Source organism: Nitrospina sp. 32_T5 (genome assembly GCF_052156635.1).
GTDB lineage: Bacteria > Nitrospinota > Nitrospinia > Nitrospinales > Nitrospinaceae > Nitrospina.
Genome location: NZ_JBQKUO010000003.1, coordinates 562,486 through 577,879, shown reverse-complemented (window position 1 = coordinate 577,879; position 15,394 = coordinate 562,486). Strand labels below are relative to the sequence as shown.

Annotated in this window: 11 protein-coding genes; 1 reads left to right on the top strand and 10 read right to left on the bottom strand. The window is 59.7% G+C overall.

Annotated features, from left to right (window positions below):
- Positions 1–8: 8 nt before the first annotated feature.
- The 5 genes from glnT to ACTRW9_RS10895 all read right to left on the bottom strand — a co-directional run bounded on the left by glnT (position 9) and on the right by ACTRW9_RS10895 (position 6,845).
- A complete protein-coding gene (glnT, locus tag ACTRW9_RS10915; protein ID WP_442429365.1) occupies positions 9–1,304 on the bottom strand; it encodes a type III glutamate--ammonia ligase in 1,296 nt (431 codons plus the stop codon).
- 24 nt (positions 1,305–1,328) lie between these two features.
- Positions 1,329–3,068 (bottom strand): asparagine synthase (glutamine-hydrolyzing), encoded by a 1,740-nt coding sequence (gene asnB, locus ACTRW9_RS10910; RefSeq protein WP_442429364.1) that lies wholly within the window; start codon positions 3,066–3,068, stop codon positions 1,329–1,331.
- A gap of 38 nt (positions 3,069–3,106) precedes the next feature.
- Positions 3,107–4,543, bottom strand: coding sequence for an aminomethyl-transferring glycine dehydrogenase subunit GcvPB (gcvPB, locus tag ACTRW9_RS10905; protein WP_442429363.1), 1,437 nt, complete (start codon positions 4,541–4,543; stop codon positions 3,107–3,109).
- The gene (gene gcvPA, locus ACTRW9_RS10900; RefSeq protein WP_442429362.1) at positions 4,540–5,907 is read right to left on the bottom strand and encodes an aminomethyl-transferring glycine dehydrogenase subunit GcvPA; all 1,368 of its coding nucleotides are present in this window, start codon (positions 5,905–5,907) and stop codon (positions 4,540–4,542) included. Before gcvPA ends, gcvPB begins: the two co-directional genes overlap by 4 nt.
- Before the next feature lie 122 nt (positions 5,908–6,029).
- A complete protein-coding gene (locus ACTRW9_RS10895) occupies positions 6,030–6,845 on the bottom strand; it encodes an aldolase/citrate lyase family protein (protein ID WP_442426258.1) in 816 nt (271 codons plus the stop codon).
- A 308-nt stretch (positions 6,846–7,153) separates the two neighbouring features.
- On the opposite strand from ACTRW9_RS10895, the gene ACTRW9_RS10890 reads away from it, so the two are divergent.
- The gene (locus ACTRW9_RS10890; protein WP_442429361.1) at positions 7,154–9,028 is read left to right on the top strand and encodes a polysaccharide biosynthesis protein; all 1,875 of its coding nucleotides are present in this window, start codon (positions 7,154–7,156) and stop codon (positions 9,026–9,028) included.
- A 36-nt stretch (positions 9,029–9,064) separates the two neighbouring features.
- Here ACTRW9_RS10890 and ACTRW9_RS10885 read toward each other — a convergent pair whose 3' ends face one another.
- The 5 genes from ACTRW9_RS10885 to ACTRW9_RS10865 all read right to left on the bottom strand — a co-directional run bounded on the left by ACTRW9_RS10885 (position 9,065) and on the right by ACTRW9_RS10865 (position 15,338).
- Positions 9,065–11,386: a caspase family protein gene (locus ACTRW9_RS10885; RefSeq protein WP_442429360.1), complete on the bottom strand. Its 2,322-nt coding sequence runs from the start codon at positions 11,384–11,386 to the stop codon at positions 9,065–9,067.
- 84 nt (positions 11,387–11,470) lie between these two features.
- Positions 11,471–11,908, bottom strand: a complete 438-nt coding sequence (locus tag ACTRW9_RS10880) for an MORN repeat-containing protein (protein WP_442426255.1) — start codon at positions 11,906–11,908, stop codon at positions 11,471–11,473.
- A 9-nt stretch (positions 11,909–11,917) separates the two neighbouring features.
- Complete coding sequence (locus ACTRW9_RS10875; RefSeq protein ID WP_442429359.1) at positions 11,918–13,531, bottom strand: caspase family protein; 1,614 nt, start codon at positions 13,529–13,531, stop codon at positions 11,918–11,920.
- Positions 13,532–13,550: 19 nt separating this feature from the next.
- A complete protein-coding gene (locus tag ACTRW9_RS10870) occupies positions 13,551–14,717 on the bottom strand; it encodes an MORN repeat-containing protein (protein WP_442429358.1) in 1,167 nt (388 codons plus the stop codon).
- A gap of 60 nt (positions 14,718–14,777) precedes the next feature.
- Positions 14,778–15,338 (bottom strand): MORN repeat-containing protein, encoded by a 561-nt coding sequence (locus ACTRW9_RS10865; RefSeq protein ID WP_442426252.1) that lies wholly within the window; start codon positions 15,336–15,338, stop codon positions 14,778–14,780.
- Positions 15,339–15,394 lie beyond the last annotated feature (56 nt).

Here is a 15,394-nt window from a genome sequence, read left to right as displayed (position 1 = left end):
GTTTTGGTTCAACAATCCAGTGTGGACTGCCGCTCCCATTCGCTCACCTGACTCATGTAGCGGCTCCAGTCCTCGCGTTTGAGTTTCAGGTAGCTGTCAACGAACCCGTCGCCCAGCGTGGCCTTGAACACGCGGTTTTTCTCCAGTGCCGCCAGTGCGTCGTAAAGGGTGGCGGGAAGTTTCTTGACCTTGAGTTTGGTGAACACGTCGTACATGTTTTCGTGGCGCGGCACGCCGGGGTCCATTTTGTTTTCGATGCCGTCGAGCCCTGCCGTCAGGATGCCCGCCTGCAGGAGGTAAGGATTCGCCGCGCCGTCGGGCAGGCGCAACTCAAACCGCCCGGCGTCGGGAATGCGGATCATGTGCGTGCGGTTGTTGCCGCCGAAGGAGATGCCGTTGGGCGACCAGGTGGCGCCGGAGTCGGTGGTCTTGGCGTTCAGCCGTTTGAAACTGTTGACCGTGGGATTGGTCAGCGCCGACAGGGCGGGTGCGTGATGCAGGACACCGGCAATGAACTGGTATGCTTTTTCCGAGAGCTGGTGCGAATTGTTTTTGTCGAGGAACAGGTTCTTCTTTCCCGATGCGTCCCACAGCGAGCAATGCGTGTGACAGCCATTGCCGGTGAGCGTGTTGAACGGTTTGGGCATGAAGCTCACACGCAGGCCGTGCTTCTCCGCCACGGATTTGGTGAGGAAGCGGAAGAACACGTGCCGGTCGGCCGTCTCCAGCGCGTTGCTGTAATGCCAGTTCATCTCGTACTGGCCGTTGGCATCCTCGTGATCGTTCTGGTACGGCTCCCAGCCGAGCCCCTGCATGGCGTCGCACACTTCCTTGATGAAGTCGAAACGCCGCATGAGCGCGAGCTGGTCGTAACAGGGCTTGCTGAGTTGATCGTATTCATCGGAGATGCGGGAACCGTCGGGGGCCAGCAGGAAAAATTCCGCCTCCACGCCCGTCATCATCGTCACCCGCTTTTTGCCCGCGGCGGCCATCGCCCGCTTCAAGACCGTGCGCGGCGCGTGGTCGATGAGTTCGCCGTCCATATACAGGTCTCCGGTGATCCACGCCACGTTCGGCTGCCAGGCCATCGGTGTGAACGTTTTGGCGTCGGGCATGAGGAAGATGTCGGGGTGCGCGGGGGTCAGGTTGAGGTGCGCCGCAAACCCGGCAAACCCCGCACCGGCTTTCTCGGCCTCTTTCGCCTTGGAAGCGGGAATCAGTTTCGAGCGGATCACGCCGAACAGGTCGACAAAGCTCACCAAAAGGTATTCGGTTTTGTGTTTCTTGATGGATTCACTGAGCATGAAAGGGTCCGGTTTAGATGGAAATTAGAAAAAGGTTTTCAGCCACAGGGCGGTCATGAGAAGCGTGCGTAGTGGGCGTGTGTGGTTGGCCTTCCCCGCCTGGTGTTCCTCCAGCAGTTTCACCGCTTCCTGCGTGTTGATGAGATCGTCATTGGTGCCCGCCAGCAGTTCCCGCGCCCAGTTGTAAAGCGGGTCCTGCAGCCAGTTGCCGATGGGCGTGGTCGGCATCCGTTTTTTACCGTAAACGAATTCCCTGGAAAACACTTCCGCCGCGTGTTTCTTGAGATAGCTTTTGCCGATGCCGCGGTCGATCTTCTCGGTCACCGGCAGGCGGGTGAACAGCTCGATGACGCGGTGGTCCATGAACGGCGAGCGGCCCTCGGTGGACCAGCACGCGCCCATGCGGTCGCCCTTCACCAAGTTGTTGCCCGGCATCAACTGCGTGCATTCGTAGGCGATGATCTGTTCGATCGGTTGCAGGTCGCGCCACGGTTCGATGCTCTTTTCAAAGTAATCGAACGGATCCTGGGTGTGCTTGTGAACGGTGTCGCGCAGAAGCCGTTTGCGCAGGTGATCGTCCATGTAGCAAATGACGTTGTAGTAGGCGCGGAGCGCGAAGTTGGTGCGCGTGGTGTTCTGGAAAAATTCAACGTTGTGGTTGAAGCCGAACAGCGTCTCGTCCGGTCCGTCGCCGGTGAACATGACGATCTTGTCTTCGCCGTGGGCCTTGCTTGCCAGCAGGTAAAACAGGAAAAACGAGAAGTCGCCGTGCGGCTGGTCGGTGTGGTAGATGACCTTTTCCGCAAGCTCCGGGATGAGGGTGTGATCGATCATCGCCGGTTTCAATCCCAGTCCCAGCTGATCGGCGACCAGTCGCGAGTAAGCGTATTCGGAAAAGCCCTCGACGGGAAAGTCGAGGCCGATGGCTTCCAGTTTGCCCGGCCATTGCTCGACCAGGTATTTGGCGACGACGGAGGAATCGATGCCGCCGCTCAGGTACAGCCCGCCTTTCACGTCGAAATCCTTCTGCATGCGCACTGCGTCGCGCAGAAGCGCGGCGAACTCGTCGAAGTCGGGCGTGTGGCGGTCGTCGAAAAAGGGCCACTCCCAGTAGCGGTGCCTGGTGATTTTCAGTTCGCTGTCGAAATGCCAGTAAGTGCCGGGTTCGAGGTGGTGGATGTTCTTGAAGCAGGTGTCCGGCGGCGGGCAGTAGTTGAGCGAAAACATGCGCACGAGACCGTTGTAATTGATTTCCTTTTTCACCCCGGGAAGCGCGAGCAGTCCCTTGATCTCGCTGCAGAACGCCCAGCCGCCGTCGTGCTCCGTGACGTAACACGGCTTGATGCCCGTGTGGTCGCGCACCAGCACGCCGCGCTGTTCTTTCTCGTCCCACAGGAAAAACACGAACATGCCGATGAGGCGTTGCAGCATGGCCTCGCCTTCCTCCCGCCACAGGTGGACCAGCACTTCCGTGTCGCAGCGCGATTTGAATACGTAGCCTTTTTTCTTGAGTTCCTCGCGCAGGGCGACGTGGTTGTAGATCTCGCCGTTGAAGACGACGCCGACGGTGCCGTCGGTATTGAACATCGGCTGGTGGCCGTTTTCCGGATCGACGACCGCGAGCCGTGCGTGGCCCAGCACGGCGGGTCCGTGCTTCTTCACGCCCCATTCGTCCGGGCCGCGGTACATGATGGTCTCGACCATCTTCTCGACGAGTTTCGGATCGGGATTGCTGGTGCCTATGGTTCCGGCGAGTCCACACATAAAATAAACTGGTTACCTCAGTGAAAATTTTAAAAACATCAGTCGTCCAAAGCCTGCGAGCCTTCCGGTATCTTGCGCGTGCGCCCGGAATGCGGCGCGGTGTTGACATACTCCGCGTCGGCGAACGATTCGTGATACACCTTGCGGAACACGTTGATCACCTGGTCGAGGCTGGCCTTGGTTTCCGTTTCCGTCGGTTCGATCAGCATGGCGTGATCGAGGTCCTTCGGGAAATACACGCACCCCGCGCCGAACAGCGTCGGCGGATGCACGCCGTAGTCGATGAGCCGCTTGGCGAAGTTGTACGGCGTGGTCGGCAGGTTTTTTCCCGACAGCAGGCATTCGTGCATGCAGGGTTTCGGATAAATCGGAGGAAAAATGTCGCGCAGTTTCTGCTGAAAGTAATTGGCGTTCAGCACTGCGTCCTCGGATACCTGTTTCAGCCCTTCCGGTCCGTTGAACAGGATGTAAGAGTAGCAGCGGATCATCACCGCCACGTGACCGTAAAAGGATTTCAGACGGCCGATGGAATGCGGCCGGTCGCTTTCGAACACGTACGTGCCGTCATCACACTTTGCGATGCGCGGTACCGGCAGGTGCTCCTCGAGAAACGCCTTCACTGCGCAGGGTCCCGCACCCGGTCCGCCGCCACCGTGCGGCGTGGACAGCGTCTTGTGCGTGTTGAGGTGCATGACGTCGAATCCCATGTCCCCCGGCCGCGCGATGCCCATCAGCGCGTTGAGATTCGCCCCGTCGTAATACAGCAGCCCGCCCTTGGCGTGAACGATCTCGGCGATGGTGGCGATGTTCTCCTCGAACAGGCCGAGCGTGGACGGGTTGGTCAGCATGATGCCCGCGACCTGTTCGTTCATTTTCTCGCGGACCACGTCCAGGTCCATGATGCCCGCGTCGTTGGTCGGGATGATCTCGCAATCGAATCCCGCCATGACGGCCGACGACGGATTGGTGCCGTGCGCCGAATCGGCGATCAGGATGACGCGGCGGTCCTCGCCTTTCTTCTCGAAATACTTTCTGATGATGAGCAGGCCCGTCAACTCCCCTTGCGCGCCCGCCGACGGTTGCAGTGTGACCGCGTCCGCGCCCATCAACTCCGCGATGAACCCCTGCAGGTTGTACAGCAGTTCCAGGATGCCCTGCATGGTGTCCACCGGTTGCAGGGGGTGGACGCCCCGGAAGCCGTCCAGGTTGGCCATGGCGTCGTTGCGTTTGGGGTTGTACTTCATGGTACAGGAACCGAGCGGGTAGGGACCGTTGTCCACGCCGTGGCTGTGTGCGCTCAGTTCCATGAAGTGACGTACGATCTCAATCTCCGAGACTTCCGGCAGGCCGAGAGGTTCGTCGCGCAGGGGCATGCCGGGAAACAGGCAGGCGGTGTCCTCCTGTTCGAACTCGAGGTCGTGCACCCAACTGCCGCCGATTCCCGGCCGGCTCTTTGCAGTCAGATGAGGAATCATGAGCACACCTTCTTCAGGGCTTGGGCGAGGCGATCCATATCCTGCCGGGATTTGGTTTCCGTGACGGCGACCAATAACAATTCGCCGTGCGGTGTGTCGTCGATGGCGAGTCCCCCGAAAATCTTTTCTTCGCGCAGGGCGTCCAGCACTGTGTCCGCCGGTTTGGGAAGTTTTAAAGCGAACTCGTTGAACACCGGCCCGGTGTGGGCGCGTTCGATACCGGGAAGGGCGGTCAGCTGTTTGATCAGGTAATCGGTCTTGTGCGCGATGATTTTTGCCAGGCGGCCGTAACCGCTTTCGCCCAGCAGGCTGAGGTAGATCACGGCACGGAGCGCGCACCACGCCTGGTTGGAGCAGATGTTGCTGGTCGCTTTTTCGCGGGCCACGTGCTGCTCGCGGTCTTCGTACACCAGGGCGTAAGCCGGGTTGCCGTAGATGTCCGCCACCCTGCCCACCAGCCGCCCGGGCATGAACTTGCGGTACTCCTTTTTGCAACCGAGGATGCCCAGGCTGGGACCGCCCGCCGACAGCGGGATGCCCAGCGGTTGCCCCTCGCAGCTGGCGAAGTCGACACCGAACGATCCCGGCGTGGGGAACAGCCCGCTCAGAAACGGGTTGAACGACATGCCGACCCGCACCCCGTGCTCCCGGCACAGGTTCACGATGGCGGGGATGTCTTCCAGCACGCCGAAGCGGTTGGGTGTCTGGAACAGGAACACGGCGGGGCGTTCGGATTTCAGTTTGTCTTCCAGCGATTTCAAATCGAGCCGTCCGCTTTGCGCCTCGTGTTTCACCCTATCGAGGGCGACGCGACGCGGCGCGAGGTGGCTTTTTATGATGTCCTGCCACTGCGGCCAGATGGAATCCGCATACAGCACCCCCGCTTCACCGCGGTCGGAGGCGAGACAGCCCATCCAGCCCAGTTCGAACAGCGCCGTGCCCCCGTCGTACGATGAGCAGTTGACGATGGGCAGGCCCATCACCTTCGCCATTTGTTCCTGGTATTCGGCAAGGATCTGCAGCAGGCCCTGGCTCATCTCCGGCTGATACGGCGTGTAGGCGGTGAGGAATTCGCCGCGGCCGGCCAAGACATCGACCACCGCCGGGATGTGATGATCGTACATGCCGCCGCCGATGAAATTGAGGTGCGTGTGAACAGTGGCATTGCGACCGGCGAGATCGCGCAGGTGCTTTTCCAGTTCCCAGTCGGGAAGCGGGTCGGGCAGGTTGAGGGTGCGTTGCAGCCGGAGGTCTTTCGGGATGCCGGTGAGCAGGTCGTCGATAGAATCCACGCCGATGAAATTCAGCATCGCCCTGCGGTCTTCGGGTCGGTGCGGCGTGAAGGATTTGGGTGTGTCGATCATATTAAAGCTGAATAGGCAACCGGACGTTTCCGGAATGTTGCGGATACCGCGGCCGGGCGGATGGGAACGGACGCGCCATTATAGCAGACCTCATTTTGGTCGGGTGGGCATAAAGTCAGGGCCTACCGCACTTTGCTGAGAAGTTTGACGATCTCCACGACCTTGGAACGGTCCAGCTCAATTTGTTCCGGCGTGCGTGCCTGCATGTATTCCTCGTGTTCCCGCAGCTTTTCGATTTCGTATTTCAACTTGGTGTGGTCCACGCGGCCGTCCTCCTCCACGAGGCCGCGCTGGAAGGTGCGCGACAGGATGACCGACGACGATCCCAGCCGAAGGTGTTCCCCCAGAACCATCTCGCCCGGCAGTTGACCCTCCCCGATGCGCGCGATGCCGCCGAAGCCGAAGGGCAGTCCGGCGTTGAGCACGGTCTTGGCCAGCGCATCGACCATGCCGTCGGCCAGAGGCTGGAAGATGAAATTCTGCTTGAGGCCGAGGTGCAGGTCGTTGAGGCCGATGTACACCTCCTTGAGTCCCGGTACCCGGACGATCGACTCCAGCGCGTCCGCCGCCTCCGGCGTTTCCACCAGCGGCACCACCCCGGCACGACCGTTGACCTGCTCGGAAAAACGCGCCAGTTCGTCCGCGGTGCGGAACATGGGGAGCATCAGCAACTCGGGGCCGATGGCCAGCGCCTGCTCGATTTCGTCACCGATCCGGTCGTGCGGCGGGTTGAGTCGGATGAGCAGTTCCGCGTCCGGGATGGCTTCGCGCACGCGGCGGGCGTCGTCCATGTTGTGGCCGCTGATCCACGTGTCCAGATGCCCCTGCCGCTCCTTTTTGCCGATCACCTCCAGATCGACGAAAATGCGGTTCACGCCGGCGGCGACGGCGTTTTTCGCCAGGTCCGGGTGATTGGTGATGAGCATCAGGGTGAGCATGCACGCTCCCTCGAATTAAAAAAATTTTGAATTTCCGCCGGTTGGGCGGCATGGCGGCAGTAACAAACCGGACTGCCGTGCTCCAAATTTAATAAATTCAATAAAACCAAGGAATTGTATCACATTACGCAAAGACGGGGAAAGTTTGGCCTCACCACTTTCTATAAGGGATTTTCATAATGAAAAACAACTGTTTATGGTAAACTCGATATTCCAGATTGTGCCCCTGAGCAGTCGGCGAAGAGGAGCCCTACCAATTTTTACAAGTGCCGGCATCCAAAACCGGGTCGCACGAAGGAACACCAGTCATGCGCGCTTTTAAGAAAAAATTCCGGAAGGTCATCCTGCTGGGTTTCGACCTGACGGTCTGCCTGATGGCTCTGTACCTGGCGTTTCTGTTGCGTTTCGAAGGCTCTCTCCCCAGGGAACAGATGGAGGTCTTTCTGGACCTCGCTCCCATTGTCCTGTTGTGCCGCGCGTTTTCCTTCGCCCTTTGCCGTTTTTATTCGCGATTCTGGGAGTACGCGAGCTGGGAAGACCTTCAGCAGATCCTGAAGGCGGCGGCGATGGGCACGGCGCTGGTTCTGGTCTTCATGTTCCTGTATAACCGCGCGCACCTCGTTTCCCGGTCGGTGCTGTTCATGGACCTCATCCTCGTGGTCCTCATGCTCGGCTCTTCGCGTCTGGGCTGGAAACTGCTCACCGACCGCGAAAACCAGGAAGCCGGCATCCGCGGCAAGGGCCGGGTGCCGATCCTCATCCTGGGTGCGGGCTACACGGGCGCCTACCTGCTCAAACACCTGCGCCGTTTCTCGCCGCACTACTCCGTGCGGGGATTCCTCGACGACGATCCCAAGAAACTCCATCACCAGGTCATGGGCGTCAAGGTGCTGGGCGGGCACAAGGACCTGCCCGAGTTGAAAGAGTCGCTGGGCATCCAGGAGGTGCTGGTGGCCGTCACCAGCATGGACGCGGAGCGCATGGAAGCGGTGGTGAAGGTGTGCCGCGACGCCAATGTGAAATACAAAACCGTTTCCTCCTTTTTCGATCTGGTTACCCATCAGCCGCACATCTCGAAAATCCGCAACATTGAAATCACCGACCTCCTCGGCCGCGAACCGGTGTACCTGGACCTGTCGATGATCCAGAACATGGTCGGGGGCAAGAAAATCATGGTGACCGGCGCGGGCGGGTCCATCGGCTCTGAGCTGTGCCGCCAGCTGCTGGAATACGATCCGGCGATGCTCATCATGATCGACAAGTGCGAGAACTACCTGTACGACCTGAACATGGAGTTGAACGGGGAGAAGACCAACGCCGAACGGAAGTATTTCTTTTTGTCGGTCACGCAGGAGAAAAAACTGGAAGCCCTTTTTCAGCGGTTCCGTCCTCAGCTGGTGTTTCACGCGGCCGCGCACAAGCACGTTCCCCTGATGGAGGAGAATGCGGACGAGGCAGTGCTCAACAACGTGCAGGGCACGCGCATCACCGCGGATTTGTCCGAACGCTATGGAGTGGAAAAATTCATCCTCGTGTCCACCGACAAGGTGGTGCGGCCGACCAGTGTGATGGGGATGACCAAGAAGATCGCCGAGCGGTACATTCAATACAAGGCGCAGAGGTCGCAAACCGATTTCATGACCGTGCGATTCGGTAATGTGCTGGGGAGCAACGGCAGTGTGGTGCCTCTATTCCAGAAGCAAATCGAGCGCGGCGGCCCGGTGACGGTGACGCATCCGGACATGGAGCGGTTTTTCATGCTGATTCCGGAGGCGGTGCAGCTGATTCTGCAGGCGGGAACCATCGGCCGTGGCGGCGAGATCCTGATGCTGGAGATGGGCCGTCCGGTAAAACTGATGGATCTGGCGGAAAAGATGATCCGTCTACTGGGTTACACGCCGGGCGAGAACATGGAAATCAGGATCACCGGCGTGCGTCCCGGAGAAAAGCTGTCCGAAGAACTGGTGGACGACGGCGAAGAGGTGATCGACACCCTGCATAAGAAGATCAAGCGTTTGTGTTCCGGCCTGGCGCCCGGCGAGGGGTTCGCCGACAAAGTGGATGCGCTGGTGGCGGATGGCGCGCGCATGGAACCGGGTCTCTACCGGCAGCGGCTGGTGGACTTCATCCAGGAAGAGTGCACCCGCACGGTCACGCCGTCCCCTTTTCAAAACAAACCCTGACCTGTCCCCGAACGGCGCGTCCTGTGCCGAATTGAATCACTGCTTTTTGACGAAGACGAAATCGCCGCCCGCATGGCCGGAATTCTTGATGATGTTGTATTCCGGCACCTGCTCGGCGCGTCCCGCCACCGGCTCCTTGATGTACTTGTAGAACAACTGTTCGGCCGTGAAGATTTCCTCCTCCACCATGTGCAGCGCGTCGATGAAGGCGCGCGCGAACACCGAGTGCCCGCCGCCTCCGCCGTCCGCCACCGGCTCGTTGCCGCCGGAGGCCATCAGCGTGCGCGATGACCGCTTGTGCATTTTTTCAAGAAAGCGCTTGTGCTGGTCCGGAGTGGACAGGTTGGTGATGGCCGAGCGCGTGAGCGTCCCCGAATAACAACTGTCCGCCACCACCAGAACGTGGCGCGAGGCGAAGCGGCGGATGTTGGTGGTGATGTTGTCCACGATCAGCCAGTTGGCGTCGCTGTCGCGTTCCGCGTCGGCGGGAAGCCAGTAGGCCTTGTTGACGGTCTTGTCGAATTCGCCGTGCCCGGCATAATAGATAAGAATGTTGTCGTTCGGCCCCATCATCTTGCGGGCGTTGTTGAAGGCGCGCATGATCTGTGTGCGCGACACGTCGATCAGCAAATTCGTCTTGAATCCGTATTTCTGGCGGAGGACCCGCTCCACCTCTTTCGCGTCGTTGACCGCGGTTTCCAGTTTGGGCAAGTGTTTGTAGTCGTTGATGCCGATGATGATGGCGTGGTAGTCGCCGGAGTCCAGCCTGCCCATCTCTTCCATGAAGCTTTTCTTGACGTCCGGCTTTTTGGCGATGACGGTCTGCTCCTCGGTGGTCGTGCGGCTTTCCAGCCAGAACGATTTCTGCGTGGTGTTCTGGTGGATGTCACGGGCGAGGATGACGATCTCGCTTTTGCCCGGGTTGATCGGGATGGTGGCGGCGAACTCGCCGCTGGACTGGACCTGGGCCGGCTGGCCGTTGACCAGGACCTCGGCGATGCCGCTTTCATCCTGCGCGATCCCTGTCACGTGGGTGGTCGGGGAAGTGGGTACGGGCACGATGCCGCGGGACACCTCGTGCGACGTGACGGTGATGACCGGCGGCGAATTGTCCATCGGCTTCACCGTCTGCGGTTTCTGCACGACGATCGGCGGCTGCTTGTCCTGTTTCTTTTCACCCGGATCGTAGTGAATGACTTTCAACGGCTTGTCGTTTTCCCAGGTACCCACGTCACGACTGCCGTTGGCGTAGGAAAAGGTCCCCTGGCCGTGCATTTTGCTGTCCACCCATTCGCCGGTGTAGGTGTCGCCGTTTTTCCAGGTATAAGTGCCGTAGCCGTGTTTTTTCCAGTCTTTCCATTCACCCGTGTACTTGTCCCCACTGGCGTACACCTTGGTGCCGAATCCGTTCAACTTGCCTTCTATAAACTCGCCGTTGTACTGGTCGCCTTTCCACGGGTCGCGCCCCCAGATGTAAACGCCCTGGCCGTGGAACTGGTCTTCCTTGAATTCGCCGTCGTACTGGTCGCCGCTGGCGTAGTACTGCGTTCCGTGGCCATCCTTTTTTCCGTGAACCCAGTTGCCGATGTAGCGGTTGCCGTTCTTCCAGGTGTAGGTGCCGAATCCGTGGCGTTTCCAGTTTTCCCAGGAACCCTCATATTTGTCGCCGCTGGAATAAAACTTGGTGCCCTGTCCGCTCAGCTCGTCGGCCTGGAAGGAACCCGCATAACGGTCGCCGGTCCAGGGCTTGCGTTTCCAGGTGAACTCGCCCTGGCCGTCCTTTTTCCAGTCCTTGAACTCGCCCTTGTACACATCCCCGTTGGCGTAATAATAGGTCCCTTCCCCGTTGGAGGCATCGCCTGAAAATTCGCCGACGTATTTGTCGCCTTCCTTCCAGTAGTAGGTGCCGAAGCCTTCCTTCTTCCAGTTGACGAAGCCGCCAACGTACTTGTCTCCCAGCCAGGGTTCTCTTCCCCAGGTGTAGGTGCCATGCCCGTTGGGAGCGTCGCTTTTGAAGTCGCCGGTGTACTTGTCGCCGTTGGCCCAGGAGTAGGTGCCGAGTCCGTGGTACTGTCCGTTCTTGAATTCGCCCGTGTACTGGTCGCCCTTCCACTTTTCCTCGTTGAAGGAGTAGGTGCCGTGGCCGTGGAACTTGCCGTTTTTGAATTCGCCAACGTACTTGTTGCCGTTGTCGCGGACCAGGGTGCCGAACCCGTTCTGGCAGTCGCCGGAGAGGCAGTTGTCGGCGAAGGCGGGAAGGGCGGGCCACACCAGGCAGAGGGCGAGCGCCGCCGCGGCGAATCCGCGCCGAAACGCACCTTTACCGGAATGACTGAGGTTGTTATTCATGCCGTTCATACTGTCCCCTTCGCGAAAACGCGGTGTGCCGTGTATTCCTAAGTTAAGGCCGACGGCGGCGGTTGGCAAGCGAGTTTGGTGCGCTCAGAACCGGCGTCCCGATTCCACGCGTTCCGAATCCGGGTCCACCAGCCGGCCGTCCTGCCAGCGGCCGCTTTGCCCCGTACCGTCCGCTTTGTTGAAAATGCCCGGCCCGTGCCGTCGGTCCTGCTTCCAGCCGCCGGTGTAACGATCGCCGTTCGGCCACACCTGGGTGCCCTGGCCGTGGCGCAGTCCATGGCGCCATTCGCCGGTATAGTGCTCGCCCGTGGCCTGGTTGAGGGTGCCGTAACCGTGGAAGGCCCCGTCCTGGAACTCGCCGACGTAGTGGTCGCCCGACTCCAGCAAAAGCGTGCCGCGTCCGTTGGCGCATTCACCCAGGCATTTGGGATACGTGGTGCAGGCGGTGGCCGTCATGCCGATCAACAGAGTCAGCGCGGCCCACCGGAAAAAAGTTTCGGGCCGGGCCACACGGTGACGCATGATGTTTCCTCACGGTTTGCGGATGAAGACGAAATCCCCCCCGGCATGGCCGGAGTTTTTGATGATGTTGTATTCCGGTACCTGCTGGGCCTGCCCCGCCACCGCTTCCTTGATGTAGGAGTGGAACAGTTGTTCGGCGGTGAAGGTGTTCTCCTCGGTGCTTCGCAGTGCGCGCAGGAAGACACTGGCGAAGATGCTGTGTCCGCCGCCCCCGCCATCCGCCACCGGCTCGTTGCCGCCGGAGGCCATCAGCGTGCGCGACGAGCGTTCCATCATTTTCTTGAGGAAGCGCTGTTTTTCATCCGCCGTGGTCAGTTTGGTGATGGACGAGCGGGTGAGTGTGCCGGAATAACAACTGTCCGCCACCACCAGCACATGGCGCGTGGACATGCGCCGGATGTTGGTGGTGATGTTGTCCACGATGATCCAGTTGGTGTCGTTGTCGGGCTGCGCATCGACGGGCAGCCAGTATGCCTTGTTGACCGCCTTGTCGAACTCGCCGTGCCCCGCGTAGTAGATGAGCAGGTTGTCGTCCGAGGTCAACTGCTCGCGCACTTCGTTGAAGCCGTTCATGATGTCGGCTCGGTCCGCGTTCAACAGAAGCGTGGTGGAAAAGCCGTACTCGTGTTTCAGGATGCGGTCCACTTCCTTGGCGTCGTTCACCGCGGTTTCCAGTGGCGGCAGGTGGCGGTAGTTGTTGATGCCGATGATGAGCGCGTGGTACTTGCCGGTCTTGAACTGCGGCGCGATCTCCGCCTGGATTTCATCCTGCAGGCTGCGCGTGTCTTCCTTCGCTTCCAGCCAGAACATCTTCTGCGCCTGGTTCTGGAATGCATCGCGGGCGAGAACGGTGACCTCGTTGCGCCCTTCGACCAGCGGGATCTTGATGGAGAAACGGCCGGACCCGTCCACCTTCGCCGTCTCGCCGTTCACCATCACCTCCGACACGCCGCTGGGATCTTCCGCCACGCCGGTGACGAGGATGTACGGCACCACGGGAACGATGGCGATGCCGCGGAACATCTCGTGTGAGGTGATGCGGATGTGGGGCGGTTGCGTGTCGCGGCTGTTTTCTTCCACTGTGACGGGGGGCGGGGTTTCTTCTTCAGACGGCAGTTTGTTGAACTTCCACATGCCTTTTTCAACGCGGCCATCGGCGTAGGTCAGCGTGCCCTCGCCGTGGCGTTTGCCGTTGACATAGGAACCGACGTACTGGTCGCCGTTGGCCCAGGTGAAGGTGCCCTGACCGTGCATGGTGTCGTTGTTCCACGCGCCTTCATACCGGTCACCGGTGTGGAAGGTCATCGTGCCCTGGCCTTCCCGCGAGTTGTCCACCCATTCGCCGACATACTTGTCGCCGTTGGCCCAGACGTAGGTGCCCTGACCGTGGCGCTGGCCCTGGACGAATGCGCCCTCGTACTTGTCGCCGTTGTGGTAAAGGGCCGAGCCCTGCCCGTGCATCTGGCCATCCTGTGTGTCGCCGGTGTAGGTGCAGTCCGGGCAGACCGTCATGGTGCGGCCGGTGGCGCATCCCGCCGCCAGCATGGTGAGGAGGACCAGAAGTAAAACCGCCCGCAGGGAAACCGGCAGGGTGGAAATGAATGAGTAGCGTTGCGGGTTCATAGCGTTTCCTTATGTCAGGTCAGAAGCGTTCGGCCAGTTCTCCATTGCTCCAGTTTCCGGTTTCCTGGGTGCCGTCGGTGTGAATGTACGTTCCCTGTCCGTGTTTCTTGTCCTCTTTCCAGCCACCGATGTATTTGTCCCCGTTGGCATAGAGGTAGGTGCCCTGGCCGTTGCGTTTGTCATTGATCCACTCGCCGATGTACTTGTCGCCTTCCACCCAGGTGAAGGTGCCCTGTCCGTGTTTCTGGCCGTCTTTCCATTCGCCGATGTACTTGTTGCCGTTGACGTAATAATAACTGCCGAAGCCTTCGCGCTGGTCCTGTTTGTAATCGCCGACGTACTTTTCGCCGTTGGACCACAGGAAGGTGCCCTTGCCCTGTTTTTTGTTCTGGATCCACTGGCCATCGTACACATCGCCGTTGGCGTAGTAATACTTGCCCTGCCCGTTGGGGAGGTTGCCCTGGTTCTGGCCGACATACTTGTCGCCGTTGTTGTAGACATAGGTACCGAAACCGTTGGAGCAGTCACCCGACAGGCACCCGGCCTTGACGTCCTTCTGGTTCTGCGGTTCGGGTGTGGTCTCCTTCTGGCGGGAGTTGGAGGAGCCGGTTTCTCCGGCTTTCACCATGTTGACGTTTTTACGTTCGCCGTTCTCCCATGTGCCGACTTCTTTGTCCCCGTTGGCCCAGAAATAGGTTCCCTGGCCGTGGCGTTTGTCCTGCTTCCATTCTCCGACGTACTTATCGCCGCTGGCGTAAAGGTAGGCGCCCTGGCCTTCGCGCTTGTCCATCACCCAGTTGCCGGTATACCGGTCGCCCTGTTTCCAGAGGAACATGCCCATGCCGTGTTTCTTACCCTGGTTCCAGTTGCCGACGTACAGGTCGCCGTTGGAATAGTAATAGATGCCATAGCCGTTGCGCTTGTCGTTGTTGTATTCCCCGGCATAATGGTCGCCGACGTTGTAGTCGTAATTGCCGAAACCGTGCATTTTGTTGTTGCGGTTTTCTCCCGTGTACCGGTCCTGGTTATCGAACTCGAAGGTTCCAAAACCGTTACTGCATTCCCCGTTCAGGCATTTGGCCGAAACGGGAGAGGCTGCGGCGAGCCACAATCCGGCCGTCATGACCCCCAGCAGGGCAGGCCATGCGCGGGATGTCCGGGTTTCGCTGTTTATAGGGGAAGACATGTGCGCCTCCAATGCATTCGTTGAATTGCTTTTGACAGAGTGGCGGTCCACCATACGGGATCAATCCTGATCGTACGATTTGACCAGCGAGTCCTGTTGCCAGGTGCCGTTCAGGATTTTGCCGTCCGGGTACACGTAAATGCCGTGACCGTCCCGCCTGTTTTCTTTCCATTGACCGACGTACATCTCGCGGTTGGGCCAGATGTTGGTGCCGTATCCATTGCGCTTGTTGCCGATCCATTCGCCGGTATATTTTTCCCCGGTGGGCCACAGGTTGGTCCCGGCGCCGTTGCGTTCGTCGTTCTGCCACTTGCCGATGTACTGTTCCCCCGAAATCCAGGTGAACACGCCGTAGCCGTTTTTCTTGTTGTTCGCCCAGTACCCTTCGTAAATGTCGCCGTTGGCCCAGAAATACTTTCCGTAACCATGGGCCTGGTTGTTGAGGTTCTGGCCGGTGTAGCGGTCCCCGTTGTCGTACTGGAATTCACCGTAGCCGTTGCTGCAATCGCCGGAAATACACCCTGCAACCGCGGGCGTAGCGAGCCACAACAGGCAGGCGGCGAGTACCCCGCAGGCCAGCCAGAAACGCGATGTGCGTTGGATCAGGGTCAATTTGTTCATGAATGCCTCCCGTTTCCATGCAAACCGGAATGAAGTTGGAAAGGTTCCCTCCGCCC

Bases quoted from the DNA above. Each gene is read 5' to 3' on its own strand.
- glnT (WP_442429365.1), bottom strand. From the start codon at position 1,304: ATGCTCAGTGAATCCATCAAGAAACACAAAACCGAATACCTTTTGGTG.
- gcvPB (WP_442429363.1), bottom strand. From the start codon at position 4,543: ATGATTCCTCATCTGACTGCAAAGAGCCGGCCGGGAATCGGCGGCAGT.
- asnB (WP_442429364.1), bottom strand. From the start codon at position 3,068: ATGTGTGGACTCGCCGGAACCATAGGCACCAGCAATCCCGATCCGAAA.
- ACTRW9_RS10880 (WP_442426255.1), bottom strand. From the start codon at position 11,908: ATGCGTCACCGTGTGGCCCGGCCCGAAACTTTTTTCCGGTGGGCCGCG.
- ACTRW9_RS10865 (WP_442426252.1), bottom strand. From the start codon at position 15,338: ATGAACAAATTGACCCTGATCCAACGCACATCGCGTTTCTGGCTGGCC.
- ACTRW9_RS10890 (WP_442429361.1), top strand. From the start codon at position 7,154: ATGCGCGCTTTTAAGAAAAAATTCCGGAAGGTCATCCTGCTGGGTTTC.
- gcvPA (WP_442429362.1), bottom strand. From the start codon at position 5,907: ATGATCGACACACCCAAATCCTTCACGCCGCACCGACCCGAAGACCGC.
- ACTRW9_RS10870 (WP_442429358.1), bottom strand. From the start codon at position 14,717: ATGTCTTCCCCTATAAACAGCGAAACCCGGACATCCCGCGCATGGCCT.
- ACTRW9_RS10885 (WP_442429360.1), bottom strand. From the start codon at position 11,386: ATGAACGGCATGAATAACAACCTCAGTCATTCCGGTAAAGGTGCGTTT.
- ACTRW9_RS10895 (WP_442426258.1), bottom strand. From the start codon at position 6,845: ATGCTCACCCTGATGCTCATCACCAATCACCCGGACCTGGCGAAAAAC.
- ACTRW9_RS10875 (WP_442429359.1), bottom strand. From the start codon at position 13,531: ATGAACCCGCAACGCTACTCATTCATTTCCACCCTGCCGGTTTCCCTG.